Origin of the sequence: Thermus thermophilus HB8, from assembly GCF_000091545.1 — a bacterium.
Classification (GTDB): Bacteria; Deinococcota; Deinococci; order Deinococcales; family Thermaceae; genus Thermus; species Thermus thermophilus.
Map to the genome: position 1 here is coordinate 1,297,907 of NC_006461.1, position 15,705 is coordinate 1,313,611.

Here is a 15,705-nt window from a genome sequence, read left to right on the forward strand (position 1 = left end):
CGGCGCGATTTTTGCAACCCTAAGGTTTACAAAATCCCCGCCCCCGTGCTAGCCTGGGGGTAAGGAGGTTCGGCATGACCCAGGTGCGCGAGACCGTGAGCTTCAAGGCGGGGGACGTCATCCTCTACCCCGGGGTGCCGGGGCCGAGGGACCGGGCCTACCGGGTCCTCGAGGGCCTGGTGCGCCTGGAAGCGGTGGACGAGGAGGGGAACGCCCTCACCCTCCGCCTCGTCCGCCCCGGGGGCTTCTTCGGCGAGGAGGCCCTCTTCGGCCAGGAGCGCATCTACTTCGCCGAGGCCGCCACGGACGTCCGCCTCGAGCCCCTGCCGGAAAACCCCGACCCCGAGCTCCTCAAGGACCTCGCCCAGCACCTCTCCCAGGGCCTGGCCGAGGCCTACCGCCGGATTGAGCGCCTCGCCACCCAGCGCCTCAAGAACCGCATGGCCGCGGCCCTCCTGGAGCTTTCGGAGACCCCCTTGGCCCACGAGGAGGAGGGCAAGGTGGTGCTCAAGGCCACCCACGACGAGCTGGCGGCCGCGGTGGGGAGCGTCCGGGAAACGGTGACCAAGGTCATCGGGGAGCTCGCCCGAGAAGGGTACATCCGCTCCGGGTACGGGAAGATCCAGCTTCTGGACCTCAAGGGGCTCAAGGAGCTCGCCGAAAGCCGGGGCCAGGGGCGCTAGGCCTTTTATAGACTGGAGGGGATGCGGCTCCGCCAGCGCCTCATCACCGGTCTCGTCACGCTGCTTCCCCTCATTGTCACCCTCTACCTCTTAGGGTGGGTCTACACCTATTCCGGGGCCTACATCCAGGCCTTCCTGCGGCTCTTCGGCCTCGAGGTGCCCCGGGCCTACCAGCCCCTCCTTCCCTTCGTGGGCCTCTTCCTCGCCGCGGTCCTGGTCTATTTGGTGGGGACCCTGGCGGAAAACTACCTGGGGAAGCGCCTCATCGTCTCCCTGGAGCGCTCCCTTCTCCTCCTCCCCATCGTCCGGGACATCTACAAGGCCGTCCAGCAGATCGCCCACACCCTCTTCGGCCACCAGGAGGTGAAGTTCAGCCGGGCGGCGGTGATCGAGTACCCGAGGCGGGGGGTTTACGCCCTCTGCTTCGTGGTGCAAAGCGTCGGGGGGAGGCTTCCCCCCTTGCCCGAGGGCTACACCGCCGTCCTCGTGCCCACAAGCCCGGTGCCCGCAAGCGGCATGGTGGTCCTGGTCCCCTCGGAGGAGGTCCTCCCCCTGGAGATCAGCGTGGAGGAGGCCCTCAAGTACGTGGTCTCCGCGGGCTTCCTCCTCCCGGAAAAACCCCAAGGCCCCTTAACCTCCCTCCCACAAAGGGCGGAGCGGCCGTCCTAGAATGAGGGCGTGAAGCGCCGCCTCGTCCTCCTCCTGGGGCTTTGCGGCCTGGCCCTCGCGGCCCTGCCGCCCCTCCTCGGCCAGGCCCTGCCCCCGGGGACGGAGCTCAGGCTCCTCTCCCCCGACCTCAAGACCCTCTTCGCCGCCTGGCGCCTCGAGGGGAACCGCCTCCTCCCCCTCTCCCCGCCCCTCGCCCCCCGCCCCGGGACGGAGGTGCGCCTCCTCCTCTCCGTGCCCGGGAAGAAGCCCCAGGTCCTCCCCGGCGTGGCGGCGGAGGGGGACGTGCTCCTCCTTTTGGGGAAGGAGCGGGTAAGCCTGGTCCGGCTCCTCCAAGAGGCCTACGGCGTGGCCCTTCCGGGGAGGCTTTGGCCATGAAGCGGATCCTCCTCATAGAGGACGACCCCGAGGTGGCCCGGCTCGTGGAGGCCGAGCTTAAGGAGGCCGGCTTCCAGGTGGACTGGGCCAAGACGGGGATGGAGGGGCTGATCCGGCACCGGGAGGGCAAGCCCGACCTCGTGGTCCTGGACCTCGGCCTCCCCGACCTGGACGGGGCGGAGGTGGCGCGAAGGATCCGGGCCACGGACGACACCCCCATCCTCGTCCTCACGGCCCAGGACGCGGTGGACCGCAAGGTGAGCCTCCTCACGGGCGGGGCCGACGACTACCTGGTGAAGCCCTTCCACCCGGCGGAGCTCCTGGCCCGCATCCAGGTGCAGCTTAGGCACAAGGAGGGGAGCGAGGTCCTCGCCGTGGGCCAGCTGGAGCTCTACCCCGGGAAGCGCCAGGTCTTCTTCCGGGAGCGGGAGGTCCGCCTCTCCCCCAAGGAGTTTGACCTCCTCCACCTCCTCATGAGCCGGCCCGGACGGGTCTTCCCCCGCCCCGAGATTGAGGAAAGGGTCTGGGGCAGGCCCTTGGGCAAGGACTCCAACGTCCTGGACGTTCACATGGCCAACCTCCGGGCCAAGCTCCGGGAGGCGGGGGCCTACGGGTACCTGCGCACGGTCCGGGGCGTGGGCTACGCCGTGCGGCCGGGAAGGAGGGAGGAGGAGGGCTAGGTGCTCTCCTTCCGCGCCCGGCTCTTCCTGGCCTTCGCCCTTTTGTGGCTCCTTTTCCTGGGCGGGGCCTGGTACCTGGCGGGACGCAGCGTGGACCAGGCCCTGAAAAGGCGCCTCGAGGCCACCCTCGCCCAGGACGCCCTCCGGGCGGCCGAGGCCTACCGGAAGGGCCAGGCGGGCGCCCTCCTCACCACGGGCGGGGTTTACCTGCACCTCTACGCCCAAGACGGCACCCCCCTCGCCCTCACCCGGCCCGACCACCGCCTCCCCCCAGAGAGGCTCCGCCGGGCGGGGCCCACCCCGGAGGTCCTCTGGGAAGAGGGCTTCGCCGCCGCCCTCGTGGCCACGCCCCTGGGCCTCCTCGTCCTCACCGCGGAGACGAGCCCCATTGAGGCCGCCCTCGAGGCCCTCCGGGAAGCCCTCCTCCGCGCCTTCCTCCTCCTCTTCCCCCTGGGCCTGGCTTTGGTCTACCTCACGGCCCGCCTCGCCGCCCGGCCCCTGGAGGCCGTGGCCCGGGAGATCACGCGCCGAAGCCCAGACCGCCTGGACCCCGTGCCCCACCGCCTGCCCAAGGACGAGTTCGGGCGCATGGTGGAGGCGGTGAACGCCCTGCTCCAGGCCCTGAAGGAGGCCAAGGAGCGGGAGCGGGCCTTCCTCGCCGAGGCCAGCCACGAGCTCAGGACCCCCCTCACCGTCCTCCTGGGCCACCTGGACCGCCTGGGGCGGAACCCCATGGACCTCGAGGCCCTCCGCACCGCCCGGGCCACCGCCGAGCGGATGCGCCGCCTGGTGGAGGACCTGCTGGCCCTGGCCCGGGGGGAGGTGGAGCGGAACCTCAACCTCCACATCGTGGACCTGGGGGAGGTGGCCCGGGAGGCGGCCCTGGAGTACGGGGTGGCGGCCGAGGCGGAAAGCGCCGAGGTCCTCGGGGACCCCGACCGCCTCCTCCAGCTCCTTCGCAACCTCGTCGCCAACGCCGTCCGGGCGGCGGGGAAGGAGGGCGTGCGGGTGCGGGTGCGCCGGGAAGCCGACCACGCCCTCCTGGAGGTGGAGGACTCGGGGCCCGGGATCCCCGAGGACCTCCTCCCCCGCCTCTTCCAGCGCTTCGCCCGGGGGCCCGGAGGGGGCACGGGGCTTGGGCTTGCCATCGCCCACGCCATCGCCAAGGCCCACGGCGGGGAGATCGCCGTGGAAAGCCGCCCCGGGCGCACGGTCTTCAGGGTGCGGTTGCCCCTTTTGGAGGAGGAGGCCTAAGGAGGGCCCGGAGGGATGTCCAGAAAGAAGCTGCGTTTCAGAGCCTTCACCAAGAAAGCGTCACCCTTCTTCCTCACCAGGTAGCAGGATCCAAATGCGCTTGAGGGGTATTTCCGCCTGAATATCGTCGGGAAGCCTTTCGTAGTTGGCGAGTAGGGCCTGAATGAGGTCGTTGGCGTCCCAAAGCCTTATCTCAAAGAAGGACTGCGCCTTCTCCTTCTCGGCGGCCCCCTTAAATCCACCCCAGGAAACAAAAAGCCCCACGCGGGCGTTCAGCTTGCCCATGGCGCCGCGAAGCTGGTTGAGCTCGGGGCCACCCACGGGAGCATCCCCCGACTTCACCTGTACGGCGAGCCTAGGCTCGTCAAACCCCAGGGGACCCCGCCCCGCCAGAATGTCCACACCCCCATCGGGTCCCTCGGGAGAACGGTAAGTGAAGTACCCCTCGGCTTGAAGAATCGCCTCCACGAGATAAGCCAAGCGGTGCCCTTTAAACTTGCGCGCAATGTGTTGCCGGATCAAATCCAGGGCGTACTCCTCCAAGTCCGCTGGATAGCCTTCTCCCTCTTTCTTTTCTTCGTTCTTGATTTTTTCGGGGGACTTGCCCTCGAGGAGGCGCACGACGCGTTCCTCGGCGTTGTTGCGCTGAATGCGGCACACGGTCATAAACGCCCCCAGGGAGTAGAGGATGTCCCTGTCAATCCTGTCCCGAGGTATTTCCTTGAACCACTCCACGGGGCGGGTGTGTTTGGCCCCTTCAGGGTTATTAGGGTTGTAAACGTAAGGACCCTTTACGCGCCCAAAATAAACGACGGGCCGCCGCTTGGAGGGCAGGGCAACCAAATCGCCCTGCTGCATCTCGCGGACAAAAGGCCAGATTTGACTGAGCCAGCTGAGAAGGGCTTTACGTTGAATCTCGGGATAGGTCTCCTCCAAGAGATTGTAAAGTTCCTCCCGAGTTTGCACCTGAGAGAGGTCGGGCAAGTCGTCCCATCCAATGACCGCAACCCTGTTATTCAGGGCAAACTCTTCCTGCTCACCGCGTTTCCCCGCCCGCACCAACCAAAGCGCCATGCCTCCCACCTCCCCCCAAGATATTCTCTTCGCCGGGAAGCGAAGCCTCCCGAGGCAAACCGGGTCCTATGGAAGTATATTGAGCGCAAATGCGCGTGGCCCTCTTCATCACCTGCCTGGCGGACCAGTTCTACGCCGAGGCCGGGGTGGCGGCGGTGAGGCTCCTAAGGGCCCTGGGGGTGGAGGTGGACTTCCCCGAGGGCCAGACCTGCTGCGGCCAGCCCGCCTTCAACGCCGGGTACTGGGACGAGGCGAGGCCCCTCGCCAAAAGGACCCTGGAGGTCTTTGAGGAGGCGGAGTACGTGGTCCTGCCCTCGGGAAGCTGCACCAGCATGGTGAAGAACCACTACCCCGAGCTCCTTCCCGGAAACCGGGAGGCTTTGGCGATGGCGGAGAAGACCTACGAGCTCTCCCAGTTTCTGGTGCGGGTCCTCGGGGTGGAGAAGCTCGGGGAGGGGCTTAAAGGGAGGAGGGTGGCCTACCACCACGGCTGCCACGCCCTAAGGGAACTCGGGGTGCGGGAGGAGCCCCTTCTCCTCCTGCAAAACGCCGGGGCCGAGGTCCTCCCCTGGGAGGCCTGGGAGGAGTGCTGCGGCTTCGGGGGGCTTTTCTCGGTGAAGCTCCCCGAGGTCTCCCTGGCCATGGCGGACCGGAAGCTCGCCACCTTGCCCAAGGCCGAGGTCCTTACCTCCACGGACGCGGGCTGCCTCCTCCACCTCGCGGGGCGCCTGGGCAAGAAGGGCGAGAACCTCAGGGTGGCCCCCCTCGCCACCCTGCTCTGGGAGGCGTATGCGGGCTAAGGCGAAGCTCTACCCCAAGGAAGCGGCAAGGCTCATCCGGGAAAAGCCCGGGGTGCGGGAGGCGGTCACCGGGGCCACCCTCCACTTTGAAAGGAACCGCCTCAAGGCCTACGCCGAGGTCCCCATTGAGGCGTGGCGGGAACGGGCCAAGGCGGTGAAGGACCACGTCCTCACCCACCTGGACCACTACCTGGAGCTCGCGGAAAGGCGCCTTCGGGAAAACGGCGTCCAGGTGCACTGGGCCGAGACCCCGGAGGACGCCCACCGGGTCTTAAGGGAGGTGGTGGCCCGGCACGGGGTGAAGCGGGCGGTGAAGGCCAAGAGCATGCTCACCGAGGAGCTCGGGGTGAACCCCCTCCTCGAGGCCCTGGGGGTGGAGGTCTACGAGACGGACCTCGGGGAGTACCTGATCCAGCTTCTGGGCGAGCCCCCGAGCCACATCGTGGGCCCCGCCATCCACCTCTCCTTGGAGGAGATCCAGAGGCTCTTCCACCAGCGCTTCGGCACCCCTTTGGACGCCCCCCCTGAGGCCCTGGCCCAGGTGGCCCGCAAGGTGCTACGGGAGGCCTTCCTCACCGCCGAGCTCGGCATCAGCGGGGCCAACTTCCTGGTGGCGGAAACCGGCACCCTGGCCCTCATGGAGAACGAGGGGAACATAAGGCTTTCCACCTCCCTCCCCAGGGTCCACGTGGCCTTCGTGGGGATAGAGAAGCTTCTTCCCCGCTTCGCCGACCTCGCCCTCTTCCTCCCCCTCGCCGCCCGGGCGGCCACGGGGCAGCGCCTTTCCACCTTCGTCTCCCTCATCCAGGGCCCCGCCAGGGAGGGGGAGGAGGGCCCCCTGGAGGTCCACGTGGTCCTGGTGGACCACGGGCGCACCGCCCTCCTCCATGACCCCGAGGCCTGGGAGACCCTGAGGTGCCTCCGCTGCGGGGCCTGCCTCAACGCCTGCCCCGTCTACCGCCAGACCGGGGGGCACCCCTACGGCTACGTCTACTCCGGCCCCATCGGGGCGGTCCTGGACCCCGGGCTCCTCACCCTGGAGGAGGCCTACCCCCTGCCCTACGCCTCCACCCTCTGCGGGGCCTGCCTGGAGGCCTGCCCGGTGAAGATCCCCATCCCCAAGCTCCTCCTCACCTGGCGGCACCGGGCGGTGGAGGAGGGCCTCACCCCCTCGTGGGAGCACGGGGCCATGCGGGCCTTCCGCAAGGTCATGGAAAGCCCCGCCCTCTACCGCCTCTTCTCCAAGGGCTTAAGGGGCCTTCCCCTCCCCCAGGACCTCCTCCCCCTCCTTAAGGCCTGGACGGAGGGCAGGGGCCCCCTGAAGCCAAGCCCCAAGCCCTTCCACGAGCTCTGGAAGGAGGTGGAGCGTGGAGGCTAGGACCAGGATCCTCGCCCGGGTGCAGCGGGCCCTAAAGGAGCGCCCCAAGGCCCTCCTCCCCGAGCACCCCCACACCCCCCTTCACGAGGACCCCGTGGACCTCCTCCTGAGGCGCCTTCAGGAAAACGGGGCCGAGGCCACGAGGCTTCCCCGGGAAGAGGCCAAAGCCTTCGCCCAACGCCTCGCCGAGGGGCTTCCCGGGGCCGCCTTCGGCAAGACCCTCCCCCAGGACCTCAGGCCCCCCCTCCCCGAGCTGCCCCCGGAGGAGGCCCCCTTGGGGGTCTCCTGGGCCCTCTTCGCCGTGGCGGAGACGGGGAGCGTGGCCCTCTCCAGCGAGGACGGGCGCAAGGCCCACCTCCTCCCCCCTACCCACCTGGTCTTCGTGGAGGCGAACCGGGTCTACGGCACCCTCCTCGAGGCCCTCCAGGACCTCCAAACCCTGCCCAGGGCCCTGGGCCTCCACTCCGGCCCCTCCAAGAGCGCCGACATCGGCCAGGTAATGGTCAAAGGGGTGCACGGGCCCGGGAGGCTCGTGGTGGTCGTCCTGGAGTGAGCTCACTCCAGGCGGTAGGCGGGGGGGATGGCGAGGGCGCGGAGGTTGAGCCTAAAGCCCCCCTCCTCCCGCACCACCACGGGCCACCAGACGAAGCTCGCCCGCCCCGCGATCCTCTCCACGGGGATCGGGCCGAAGGTGCGGGAGTCCTCCGAGCCCCCTAGGGTGCGGTTGTCCCCCATGACGAAGTAGTACCCCGGCTTCAGCTTGATCCGCCCCACCTCGCAGACCTCCCCAAGCTCGCTTCGGGCCAAAGTCTCCTGCGAGGGGGGGAGGAGCATCTCCTTGAGGGGCCGGAGGTAGGCGGGAAGAAGCTCCACCGGGAAATCCCCTTGCTGGGTGACGATCCGGGTGAGGCGCCCCCCCTCGTAGCACACCCCGGGGAAGGAGTCGGGCCAGGGGGTGATCCGGTCCGTGATGTGGGTCTCCGCCAAGGGCTTCCCGTTCACGTAAACCACCCCCCGGTCCACGTAGACCTCGTCCCCGGGGACGGCCACGATGCGCTTGATGAAGAAGGCCCGGAAGGAGAAGCCCAAAACGGGGAAGCGGGCCGTGGAGAAGGGGGTGCCCTCCGGGGGCTTGAGGATGGCGATCTCCCCCCGCCGCCACTCCATGAACCCCAGGCGGACGAGCCAGGTCTCCCACTTGGGCACCAGGACCCGCTCGCCGTTCCTCAAGGTGGGGTACATGCTCTGCCCCACCACCCCCACCGTGGTGAAGACGAAGGTGGTGACCAAAAAGGCCACCAGGAGGGCCTCCCCCACCTGGCGGAACCACTCCTTGAACAAGTAGTCCCAAAAGGCCTTCATACCTCCCCCACTCTACTCTCCAGAAAGCGCTTGGCCGCCTTCCTGCCCGCCTCCACCGCCTCCTCGAGGCGGAGGAAGTCCTGCACCGCAACCTCCCCGAGCTCGGGCCTCAGGTAGACCTCGGGGGCGTAGAGGGCCATGCGGCTTGCCGTGAGGTGGTGCTGCATCAGGTCCACCGCCCTGAGGGCGAGGCCCAAAACCCCCTCGGGGGGCTTTTCCACGCTCCGCTCCGGGGTCACGTCCACGGCCCAGACCTCCTCCGCCCCCAAGAACCTGGCCGCGTCCACGGGCAGGTTGTCCAGGACCCCGCCGTCAAAGAGGAGGAGGCCCTCCCGCCGCACCGGCCTGAGGAGGAGGGGGTGGGCCGCCGAGGCCAAGACCGCGCTCACCAGGTCGCCCTGGAAGAGGTAGACCACCCGCCCGCTCCGCACCTCCACCGCCGTGACCACGAGCCTGCGCTTGAGGTCGGCGAAATCCTGGGGCAGGTGCTCGGCGAGGTACCGCCTGAGCCGCCCCCGGGAGAAGAGGGCCTCCCGAAAGGAGAAGCCCAAAATCCCGAGCCAGGGGGTGTTCCGGGCGATCTCCAGGATCTCCTGAGGGCTTCTTCCCGCGGCGAAAAGCGCCCCCACGATGGCCCCCATGCTCGCCCCGGCCACCACCTCAAAGTCCAGCCCCGCCTCCACGAAGACCTCCAGGGCGCCGATGTGGGCGAACCCCCTCGCCCCGCCTCCGGAAAGCACGAGGCCGCGCATGGGCCCATGGTACCCGGGTTTTCTGAGGGTATAGTGGGGGCGGTGAGCCTGGTGGGCAAAACCCTCTCGGGCCGCTACCGGGTGGTGCGGCCCCTGGCCCGCGGGGCCCTGGCCCGGGTCTACCTGGCCTTTGACCCCTTCGGCACCCCCTACGCCCTCAAGCTCTTCCCCCCGAAGGCCCGCCCCCGCCGGGACCGGGAGCTTTGGGTGGGGCGAAGGCTCGCCCACCCCAACCTCAACCCCGTCCTCGAGGCCCTGGACCTGGAGGAAGGCCCCGCCCTCCTCCTGGCCTACGCCCCGGGGGAGGAGCTCGGCCGCTGGATGGGGAAAAGCCCCGCGTTTTCCCAGGCGATGCGGGTCTTCCACCAGCTCCTCCTCGCCCTCGCCCACATGCACGAAAAGGGCCTGGTCCACCGGGACGTGAAGCCCGAGAACATCCTGGTGAACGCCGGGGAGGCCCGCCTCCTGGACTTTGACCTCTCGGGCCCCGCCCAGGAGCGTTTCCAAAAGCCCCTTCTCCTGGGCACCCCCGCCTACCTCGCCCCCGAGCTCCTCCGGGGCCTGCCCTCGGGCCCCGAGGCCGACGTCTACGCCGCCGGGATCATCCTCTACTGGATGCTCACCGGGGAGCACCCCTTCGCCGACCCCTCGGGCCAGGTCTCCCTGGACCCCGACCGGGGACCCCATCCGCCCGTGGCGGGGCTCGGCGAGGAGGCCGCCCTTTACCTGGAACGCCTCCTCGCCCCCGACCCCAAGGCGCGCTTCCCCACGGCCCAGGAGGCCCTGAAGGCCTTCCCCTTTTAGCGCCATGCCCTCCTGCCTGCTCCTCTCCACCCTCTTGGGCTCGGCCCTTTTCGCGGGCCTGGGCGAGGTGGCGGTGGGGCGGCTTCTGGTGGAAGGAGGGCACCGGGCCCTGATCCTGGGCCCCGCGGGGGCCTACCTCCTGGAGGGGGAGGCCAACTCCGCCCTCTACGGCCTGGCCCGAAGGCCCGGGGGGTACCTGGCGGTGGGCCACCTAGGGGAGCGCCTCCTCCGGGTCACCTTGGACGCCGAGGGCCGCCCCCTCGCGGCCCTGGTGGGCGGCCAAGGCATCCTCTGGGGGACCGACGGCCGCTTCGCCTGGGGGGGCCACCTGGGGCCCCAGGGCTGGCAGGCGTTGGTCCTAGAGGGGACGCGGGCCCACCGCCTCCCCCTGCCCGCGGAGGGGTACGCCTACGGCGGGCTCTACCGCGCGGGGGTCCTCTTTCTGGTGGGCCGCGTGGCCAGCCCCGGGGGGTTTGACGCCTTCTTCCTCGGCCTCAAAGACGGCTACGCCCAGGGCTACCAAAGCGGCTTCCCGGGGAACGACTACCTCCGCTTCCTGGGCGAGCGGGGAGCGGTGGGGCGCCTGGAGGTGGAAGGGGACTCGGAGGGCCTAGTTCTGGACTGGCCCGGACTTCTTCGGGGAAAGGCCCGCCTCCTGCGCCGCCCCGGCTTTGACTACCTCAGGGCCTGGCAGGGGGCGTACCTCGTGGGGGAGGCGGAGGTGGCGGGCGTCCTCCAGGGCCTCTGGCTCGGGCCCAAAGGAGCCCGCCACGGGGGAGGCCCAGGGGCTTCCCTCCGGGCCCTAGACCCTCCCTGGGCGTACGGGTACTCCTACCGGGCCCTCTTCCAGGGGGAGGGGCTTTTCCTGGACCTCGAGGCCGAGGCGGGGGAGCCCATTCCCTACCGCACGGAACCCCTCACCCTCCCCAAAAGGCCCTGGACCCTCAAGGCCTCGCCCCTTCCCCTCTCCTGGTATCCGGCCTCCTTCCGGAAGATCCCCCCACCCGGCAAGAGGCCCTGCCCCAGGCCCTAGCGGGCGAAGGCCCCCTGGGCGAGAAAGGCGAGGATCCCCTCCGCCAGGCCCTGGGCTACCCGTTCCCGGTAGGCCGCCTCGGCGAGCCTCCGCCCCTCGGCAGGGTGGTCCCCGAAGCCGATCTCCACCAGGACCGCCGGCACCTTGGCGTAGCGGAGAACGAAGAAGTCGCCGGGGAAACTCCCCCGGTAGGGGCTTCCCGTGGCCTGGGAGAGCTTCCGGCCCAGGGTCTCCGCCAGGCGCTGGCTGTAGCGCTGGTTCGCCTGGGCCACGATGTCCGTGAGGATCCGCTCCGCCACGCTCTTGGCCTCCTCGGTGAGGCGCCGGCCCAGCTCCCCGCCGCCGTTTTCCCGGATCACCTGGGCCACGACCCTCGGGTCCTGCGCCCGGCCGAAGTAGTAGGCCTCCACCCCTTGGGCGGTGCGGGTGGGGGAGGCGTTCACGTGGATGGAGATGAAGAGGTTCACCCGGGAGCTGTCCGCCATGGCCGCCCGCCGGGAAAGGTCCTCCCGCTTGTCGGGGGAGAGGTGCATGTCCTTGTCCCGGGTGAGGCGGACCTCAATCCCCTCCTTCTCCAGGAGGCGCTTGAGGCGGAGGGCCACGTCCAGGACCACCTCCTTTTCCACCACGTGCCCCACCATCCCCGGGTCCACCCCGCCGTGCCCCGGGTCCAGGAGGACCACGGGCTTAGGGGGGTCGGGGGGCTTGGGCTTCGGCGGCGGAGGGGGGGCGGTGGCCTTTTGCGCGAGGCTCAGGTCCAAGACCAGGCGCTCGGGGTCCTTGTAGCGGGAAACGGTCACCTCCACCGGCCCCTTGGTGCGGATGAGGACCCGGACCCCTTCCTTCTCCGGAAGGGTCTGGACCGAGGCCACCTCCTTGGAGTTCACCACCTCCTCCGTGGGCGGGGCCTTGAGGCCCAAGAGCACCACCACGAGGAGGTTCTCCCCCCGCTCCAGGGTGTAGCGCACCGCCTCCGAGGGCAGGTCAAAGACGACCCGGGTGAAGCCCTCCTGGACCCCCACCCGGGGAAAGGCCCAAGCCCAGGCCCAAAGCCAGAGGAAGAGGAGAAGGAAGCGCATCTACGCCCCATTCTAGCCGTCCGGATGAGGGCCTGGTAAAATCCGGCTCATGACGAAGAAGGTCGTGGTCCACCAGATCGTGGGGCACCGCTTCCTGGGCGTGAACGAGCAGGGGGACAAGGTGATGATTGACGGGGACCAGCCCTCCACCGGACCCCGCCCCATGGAGCTCCTCCTCATGGCCCTCGGGGCCTGCACCGCCTACGACGTGGTGGACATCATGCGCAAGAAAAAGCAGCCCCTCGCCCGCTACCGGGTGGAGGTGGAGGGGGAAAGGGCCGAGACCCACCCCAGGCGCTACACCCGCATCACCGTGACCCACATCGCCTCGGGGCCGGGCGTGACCCTCGAGGCCCTGGAGCGGGCCGTCCACCTCTCCCACACCAAGTACTGCTCCGTCTCGGCCACCCTCAACGCCGAGATCACCACCCGGGTCGTCCTGGAGCCCTGGGAGGGGGAGGAAGGAGAGGGCTGATGCTCCTCGCGGTGGACATCGGCAACACCTCCACCGCCTTAGGGCTCTTCTCCGGGGAAGAACTCATCGCCCACTTCCGCATCCACACCGACCGGATGCGGATGGAAAGCGAGTACCGGGTCATCCTGAAAAACCTCTTCGCCCTGGAGGACCTCCCGCCCCCCAAGGCCGCCCTCCTCGCAAGCGTGGTCCCCCCCGTGGAGCGGGAAATGAAGCGGGCCATTGAACGGCTCTTCGGGGTGGAGGCCCGGGTGGTGGAGGCGGCGGACACGGGCCTCGAGGTCCTCATAGACAACCCCAGGGAGGCCGGGGCCGACCGCCTGGTGAACGCCGTGGGCGCCCTGGCCTACCCGAGCCCCACGGGGCGCTACATCGTGGTGGACTTCGGCACCGCCACCACCTTTGACCTGGTGGAGGCGCCCAACCGCTACCTGGGCGGGGCCATCGCCATCGGCCCCCAGACCGCGGCGGACGCCCTGGCCCAACGGACCGCCAAGCTCCCCCGCATAGACCTCACCCCGCCCAAGGCCGCGGTGGGGAAGAACACCCTCGAGGCCCTCCGCTCCGGCCTCGTCCTGGGGTACGCCGCCCTGGTGGAGGGGATGGTGCGCCGCTTCAAGGAGGAGGCCGGGGAGGCCCTGGTGATCGCCACGGGGGGGTTCGCCGAGACCCTTAGGCCCCTCTGCCCCTGCTTTGACGTGGTGGACGAGGACCTCACCCTCAAGGGGCTTCTCCGCATCCACCTGGGGCGAGGGTGAACCAGTAAACCCACCTCCCCTCCTCCTCCAAGAGGGCGTACCGCCACCCCTCCACCCGGTAGCACCCCAGGTCGCGCCAGACCCCGGGCCTCTCCCGGAGGAAGACCCTTAAGGGCGTACCCTCCCGGTGGGCGAGGAGAAGGCGCAGGTTCCCCCCCACGGGCTCCTGGTCCCCCCGTTTTCCCTCGCCCATATAGAGGATGCGGCCGTCCGGGAGGAAGCGGTTGCGGTAGCCCGACTCCCCCCGATCCACCAAAAGGCTCCGCCTCCCGATCCCCTTTCGCGTCCGGTGGTAGCCGAGAACCTCGCTCCAGGTCAAGCTTGACACTCGCCGCACGCCCGATTATCATCCTAAGTGCCCGGTCGGACGCCCCCGACCCGGCAACAACCCAAGGCCCCGTGGTGTAGTTGGTTAACACACCCGCCTGTCACGTGGGAGATCGCGGGTTCGAGTCCCGTCGGGGCCGCCACGCCGAGGTAGCTCAGTTGGTAGAGCATGCGACTGAAAATCGCAGTGTCGGCGGTTCGATTCCGCCCCTCGGCACCAAGGACGAGCCTGGCGCCCGCTCCAAAGTGAGCGGGCGTTTTGCTTTGGTGGGTTGCTAAACTGGGCGGGAAGGGGGCGACGCGCGTCACGCCTACGCTTCCCTCCCCCCTTGGAGGCGAGGGTATGAGGCGGTAGGGGTTCGCCGGGGCCTGGACGTCCGCAAGGACCCCAGGCCCTACCCCTGGGTTTACCCACCAAGCCTAGCGGCGCCGGTCTGTGCTAGGCTAAAGCAAGATACTAACCATTCCAGAACTATGTGAGGAGCGAAGCAATCTATTGCGTACTGATACCTATTCTTCCCCTCTTGACAGTATTGACGACCCCTCCTAAAGTGAAAGCCAAGCAGACGGGGCCGACCCCCCGGAAGCGGAAGAAAAGGAGGGATGAAGATGAAGAAGCTGATCGCGCGTGTGTTGGTTCTTCTCGGCAGCTTGATCGCTCTCGGGCTTGCGGCTGGAGCAAGTGCTCGCTGGGAATAGGAAGGAGGCCAGCTAAGCTGGCCTCCTTTTTCTTGCACCGGGGAAGGGGGATTTGCTACACTCAGGCCACCATGGCCTTTAAACGCTTGGAGCTTCCCCCGCCGCGGGTGCTCCTTTTGGTCCTTTCGGCCTTCCTGGGCTTCCTGGCCCTGGAGGGTTTCTTGCTTTGGGCCTACAGAAGTGCGCCCCTCCGCTTGAGCCTCCTGGACCTGCTCTTCTGGGGGGCGCTTATGCTTTGGAGCGTATCCGTTCGCGTCCCCCTTCCCTTAAGCGCCAGCATGAGCCAGTTTTTTATCTTTGCCCTGGCTTTGGTAGCGTTAACATCCCCATGGGTACCACCCCTTCTCAGCTTTTTGCTTCAGTGGCGCCGAAAAGTCTGGTACAAGGAGCTCTTTAATAGCTCCCAGAATGCTTTGGCCACCGCCCTGGCGGCCCTGGTTTGGCAGTTCTTTCAGCAGAACCCCCTATATCTCGGCTCGTGGGACCTTTCCGCCGGGGTAGGCATCGCCGCGGCCTCCCTGGCCTTCTTCCTAGCCAACACCACCCTGGTAACCACCGCCATCCACCTAGCCAACGACGTTCCCTGGCATGAAGCGTGGCGGAAAAACTTCAGCTGGCTTGCCCTCAGCTACCTCCTCCTCTCCCCCATCGCCCTCCTCCTCGCCCGGGCGTACGAAACGCCCCTCCTGGGGAACTGGGGTGGGTGGACGGTGCTCTTCTTCCTCATCCCCCTCTACTACAGCCGCTTCTACTGGGACGAGAAGGTGCGCCTGGAGCAGGCCTTTGACACCACCTTGGAGCTTCTGATGAACGCCCTCGAGGCCAAGGACCCCATGACCCGCCTCCACTCCGAACGGGTGGCGGACATCGCCCGCGACCTGGCCCGCAAGGTCAAGGACGGGAACGAGGCCTACGCCCAGGCCATCTACCGGGCGGCCAGGCTCCACGACATCGGCAAGATCGCCATCCCCGAGGCCGTCCTCCTCAAGCCCGGATCCCTCACCCCCGAGGAGTTCGCCCTCATCCAAAGCCACACCACCAAGGGGGCCGAGCTCCTCTCTCCGGCGCGGAAGGTGGCCTTTGACCAGCTCGTCTACAACGTCATCCTGCACCACCACGAGCGCTGGGACGGGCGGGGCTACCCCAAGCGGCTCGCCGGGCACGAGATCCCCGAGGAGGCCCGCATCGTGGGCCTGGCGGACGCTTACGAGGCCATGACCGCGGGGCGGCCCTACCGCAAGGCCAAGACCCCCGAGGAAGCGCTGAGGGAGGTCCAGGAGCTTTCCGGCCACCAGTTTGACCCCCGGTTGGTGGAAGCCTTCACCGAGCTTTGGGCGCAGAACCCCATCTGGCGCGACCGCCACGCCTATCTGGCGGCAAAGGAGGGATCGGTATCACGCTCTACCTTCTCGCAGCCCTCTTCGGCCTCGGCCTCGCCCTCGCCCTCGGAGCCCGGCCCAAGGACCTCGGAGGAATAGAGCTCAGGGCGGCCTGGGCCTTCTT

Annotated in this window: 18 protein-coding genes and 2 tRNA genes; 15 read left to right on the forward strand and 5 right to left on the reverse strand. The window is 68.6% G+C overall.

The window, feature by feature from the left end; genetic code table 11:
* Window positions 1-74 precede the first annotated feature (74 nt).
* From sdrP to TTH_RS06895, 5 genes are read left to right on the forward strand one after another with little or no spacing between them, the layout of a single operon-like run.
* The gene (sdrP, locus tag TTH_RS06875) at window positions 75-683 is read left to right on the forward strand and encodes a Crp/Fnr family transcriptional regulator SdrP (RefSeq protein ID WP_011173413.1); all 609 of its coding nucleotides are present in this window, start codon (window positions 75-77) and stop codon (window positions 681-683) included.
* Between the two features lie 21 nt (window positions 684-704).
* On the forward strand, window positions 705-1,352 hold the full coding sequence (locus TTH_RS06880) for a DUF502 domain-containing protein (RefSeq protein ID WP_011228620.1): 648 nt from the start codon (window positions 705-707) through the stop codon (window positions 1,350-1,352).
* A gap of 9 nt (window positions 1,353-1,361) precedes the next feature.
* Window positions 1,362-1,727: a hypothetical protein gene (locus TTH_RS06885; RefSeq protein WP_011173415.1), complete on the forward strand. Its 366-nt coding sequence runs from the start codon at window positions 1,362-1,364 to the stop codon at window positions 1,725-1,727.
* Complete coding sequence (locus tag TTH_RS06890) at window positions 1,724-2,407, forward strand: response regulator transcription factor (RefSeq protein WP_011228621.1); 684 nt, start codon at window positions 1,724-1,726, stop codon at window positions 2,405-2,407. The genes TTH_RS06885 and TTH_RS06890 overlap by 4 nt, the downstream gene beginning before the upstream one ends.
* Window positions 2,408-3,661 carry a sensor histidine kinase gene (locus tag TTH_RS06895; RefSeq protein WP_011228622.1) on the forward strand — a complete coding sequence of 418 codons (1,254 nt, stop codon included), beginning with the start codon at window positions 2,408-2,410 and terminating at the stop codon, window positions 3,659-3,661.
* 60 nt (window positions 3,662-3,721) lie between these two features.
* Here TTH_RS06895 and TTH_RS06900 read toward each other — a convergent pair whose 3' ends face one another.
* The gene (locus TTH_RS06900; RefSeq protein WP_011228623.1) at window positions 3,722-4,735 is read right to left on the reverse strand and encodes a restriction endonuclease; all 1,014 of its coding nucleotides are present in this window, start codon (window positions 4,733-4,735) and stop codon (window positions 3,722-3,724) included.
* An 89-nt stretch (window positions 4,736-4,824) separates the two neighbouring features.
* On the opposite strand from TTH_RS06900, the gene TTH_RS06905 reads away from it, so the two are divergent.
* Genes TTH_RS06905 through TTH_RS06915 form a run of 3 tightly spaced genes read left to right on the forward strand, consistent with a single transcriptional unit; the run spans window position 4,825 to window position 7,466 of the window.
* Window positions 4,825-5,535, forward strand: coding sequence for a (Fe-S)-binding protein (locus tag TTH_RS06905; RefSeq protein WP_011228624.1), 711 nt, complete (start codon window positions 4,825-4,827; stop codon window positions 5,533-5,535).
* Window positions 5,525-6,913: a LutB/LldF family L-lactate oxidation iron-sulfur protein gene (locus tag TTH_RS06910; protein WP_011228625.1), complete on the forward strand. Its 1,389-nt coding sequence runs from the start codon at window positions 5,525-5,527 to the stop codon at window positions 6,911-6,913. The genes TTH_RS06905 and TTH_RS06910 overlap by 11 nt, the downstream gene beginning before the upstream one ends.
* On the forward strand, window positions 6,903-7,466 hold the full coding sequence (locus TTH_RS06915; RefSeq protein WP_011228626.1) for a LutC/YkgG family protein: 564 nt from the start codon (window positions 6,903-6,905) through the stop codon (window positions 7,464-7,466). The genes TTH_RS06910 and TTH_RS06915 overlap by 11 nt, the downstream gene beginning before the upstream one ends.
* Window positions 7,467-7,468: 2 nt before the next feature.
* Here TTH_RS06915 and lepB read toward each other — a convergent pair whose 3' ends face one another.
* Window positions 7,469-8,275, reverse strand: coding sequence for a signal peptidase I (gene lepB / locus TTH_RS06920; RefSeq protein WP_011228627.1), 807 nt, complete (start codon window positions 8,273-8,275; stop codon window positions 7,469-7,471).
* On the reverse strand, window positions 8,272-9,027 hold the full coding sequence (locus TTH_RS06925) for a patatin-like phospholipase family protein (RefSeq protein WP_011228628.1): 756 nt from the start codon (window positions 9,025-9,027) through the stop codon (window positions 8,272-8,274). The genes lepB and TTH_RS06925 overlap by 4 nt, the downstream gene beginning before the upstream one ends.
* A gap of 42 nt (window positions 9,028-9,069) precedes the next feature.
* Between TTH_RS06925 and TTH_RS06930 the strand changes: the two genes are divergently transcribed.
* Window positions 9,070-9,831, forward strand: a complete 762-nt coding sequence (locus TTH_RS06930) for a serine/threonine-protein kinase (protein WP_011228629.1) — start codon at window positions 9,070-9,072, stop codon at window positions 9,829-9,831.
* 4 nt (window positions 9,832-9,835) lie between these two features.
* Window positions 9,836-10,864 (forward strand): hypothetical protein, encoded by a 1,029-nt coding sequence (locus TTH_RS06935; RefSeq protein WP_011228630.1) that lies wholly within the window; start codon window positions 9,836-9,838, stop codon window positions 10,862-10,864.
* Here the strand turns inward: TTH_RS06935 and TTH_RS06940 are convergent.
* A complete protein-coding gene (locus tag TTH_RS06940; RefSeq protein ID WP_011228631.1) occupies window positions 10,861-11,943 on the reverse strand; it encodes an N-acetylmuramoyl-L-alanine amidase family protein in 1,083 nt (360 codons plus the stop codon). The genes TTH_RS06935 and TTH_RS06940 overlap by 4 nt on opposite strands.
* Window positions 11,944-11,992: 49 nt before the next feature.
* On the opposite strand from TTH_RS06940, the gene TTH_RS06945 reads away from it, so the two are divergent.
* Together TTH_RS06945 and TTH_RS06950 are read left to right on the forward strand one after the other, a co-directional pair.
* Window positions 11,993-12,418 (forward strand): OsmC family protein, encoded by a 426-nt coding sequence (locus tag TTH_RS06945; protein ID WP_011228632.1) that lies wholly within the window; start codon window positions 11,993-11,995, stop codon window positions 12,416-12,418.
* On the forward strand, window positions 12,418-13,176 hold the full coding sequence (locus TTH_RS06950; protein WP_011228633.1) for a type III pantothenate kinase: 759 nt from the start codon (window positions 12,418-12,420) through the stop codon (window positions 13,174-13,176). Before TTH_RS06945 ends, TTH_RS06950 begins: the two co-directional genes overlap by 1 nt.
* Here the strand turns inward: TTH_RS06950 and TTH_RS06955 are convergent.
* Window positions 13,139-13,504 (reverse strand): hypothetical protein, encoded by a 366-nt coding sequence (locus TTH_RS06955; RefSeq protein WP_164926058.1) that lies wholly within the window; start codon window positions 13,502-13,504, stop codon window positions 13,139-13,141. The genes TTH_RS06950 and TTH_RS06955 overlap by 38 nt on opposite strands.
* Before the next feature lie 65 nt (window positions 13,505-13,569).
* Here TTH_RS06955 and TTH_RS06960 point away from each other — a divergent pair.
* The 3 genes from TTH_RS06960 (at window position 13,570) to TTH_RS06970 (ending at window position 15,680) form a co-directional block, all read left to right on the forward strand.
* Window positions 13,570-13,646 (forward strand) — tRNA-Asp (locus tag TTH_RS06960).
* Between the two features lies 1 nt (window position 13,647).
* A tRNA-Phe gene (locus tag TTH_RS06965) sits at window positions 13,648-13,723 on the forward strand.
* A gap of 550 nt (window positions 13,724-14,273) precedes the next feature.
* Entirely contained in the window at window positions 14,274-15,680 is a 1,407-nt protein-coding gene (locus TTH_RS06970) for an HD-GYP domain-containing protein (protein ID WP_011228635.1), read from the forward strand.
* Window positions 15,681-15,705: the final 25 nt, after the last annotated feature.

Bases quoted from the DNA above. Each gene is read 5' to 3' on its own strand.
- TTH_RS06950 (WP_011228633.1), top strand. From the start codon at position 12,418: ATGCTCCTCGCGGTGGACATCGGCAACACCTCCACCGCCTTAGGGCTC.
- TTH_RS06905 (WP_011228624.1), top strand. From the start codon at position 4,825: ATGCGCGTGGCCCTCTTCATCACCTGCCTGGCGGACCAGTTCTACGCC.
- sdrP (WP_011173413.1), top strand. From the start codon at position 75: ATGACCCAGGTGCGCGAGACCGTGAGCTTCAAGGCGGGGGACGTCATC.
- TTH_RS06970 (WP_011228635.1), top strand. From the start codon at position 14,274: ATGGCCTTTAAACGCTTGGAGCTTCCCCCGCCGCGGGTGCTCCTTTTG.
- TTH_RS06910 (WP_011228625.1), top strand. From the start codon at position 5,525: ATGCGGGCTAAGGCGAAGCTCTACCCCAAGGAAGCGGCAAGGCTCATC.
- TTH_RS06890 (WP_011228621.1), top strand. From the start codon at position 1,724: ATGAAGCGGATCCTCCTCATAGAGGACGACCCCGAGGTGGCCCGGCTC.
- TTH_RS06880 (WP_011228620.1), top strand. From the start codon at position 705: ATGCGGCTCCGCCAGCGCCTCATCACCGGTCTCGTCACGCTGCTTCCC.
- TTH_RS06940 (WP_011228631.1), bottom strand. From the start codon at position 11,943: ATGCGCTTCCTTCTCCTCTTCCTCTGGCTTTGGGCCTGGGCTTGGGCC.
- TTH_RS06935 (WP_011228630.1), top strand. From the start codon at position 9,836: ATGCCCTCCTGCCTGCTCCTCTCCACCCTCTTGGGCTCGGCCCTTTTC.
- TTH_RS06945 (WP_011228632.1), top strand. From the start codon at position 11,993: ATGACGAAGAAGGTCGTGGTCCACCAGATCGTGGGGCACCGCTTCCTG.
- lepB (WP_011228627.1), bottom strand. From the start codon at position 8,275: ATGAAGGCCTTTTGGGACTACTTGTTCAAGGAGTGGTTCCGCCAGGTG.
- TTH_RS06900 (WP_011228623.1), bottom strand. From the start codon at position 4,735: ATGGCGCTTTGGTTGGTGCGGGCGGGGAAACGCGGTGAGCAGGAAGAG.
- TTH_RS06925 (WP_011228628.1), bottom strand. From the start codon at position 9,027: ATGCGCGGCCTCGTGCTTTCCGGAGGCGGGGCGAGGGGGTTCGCCCAC.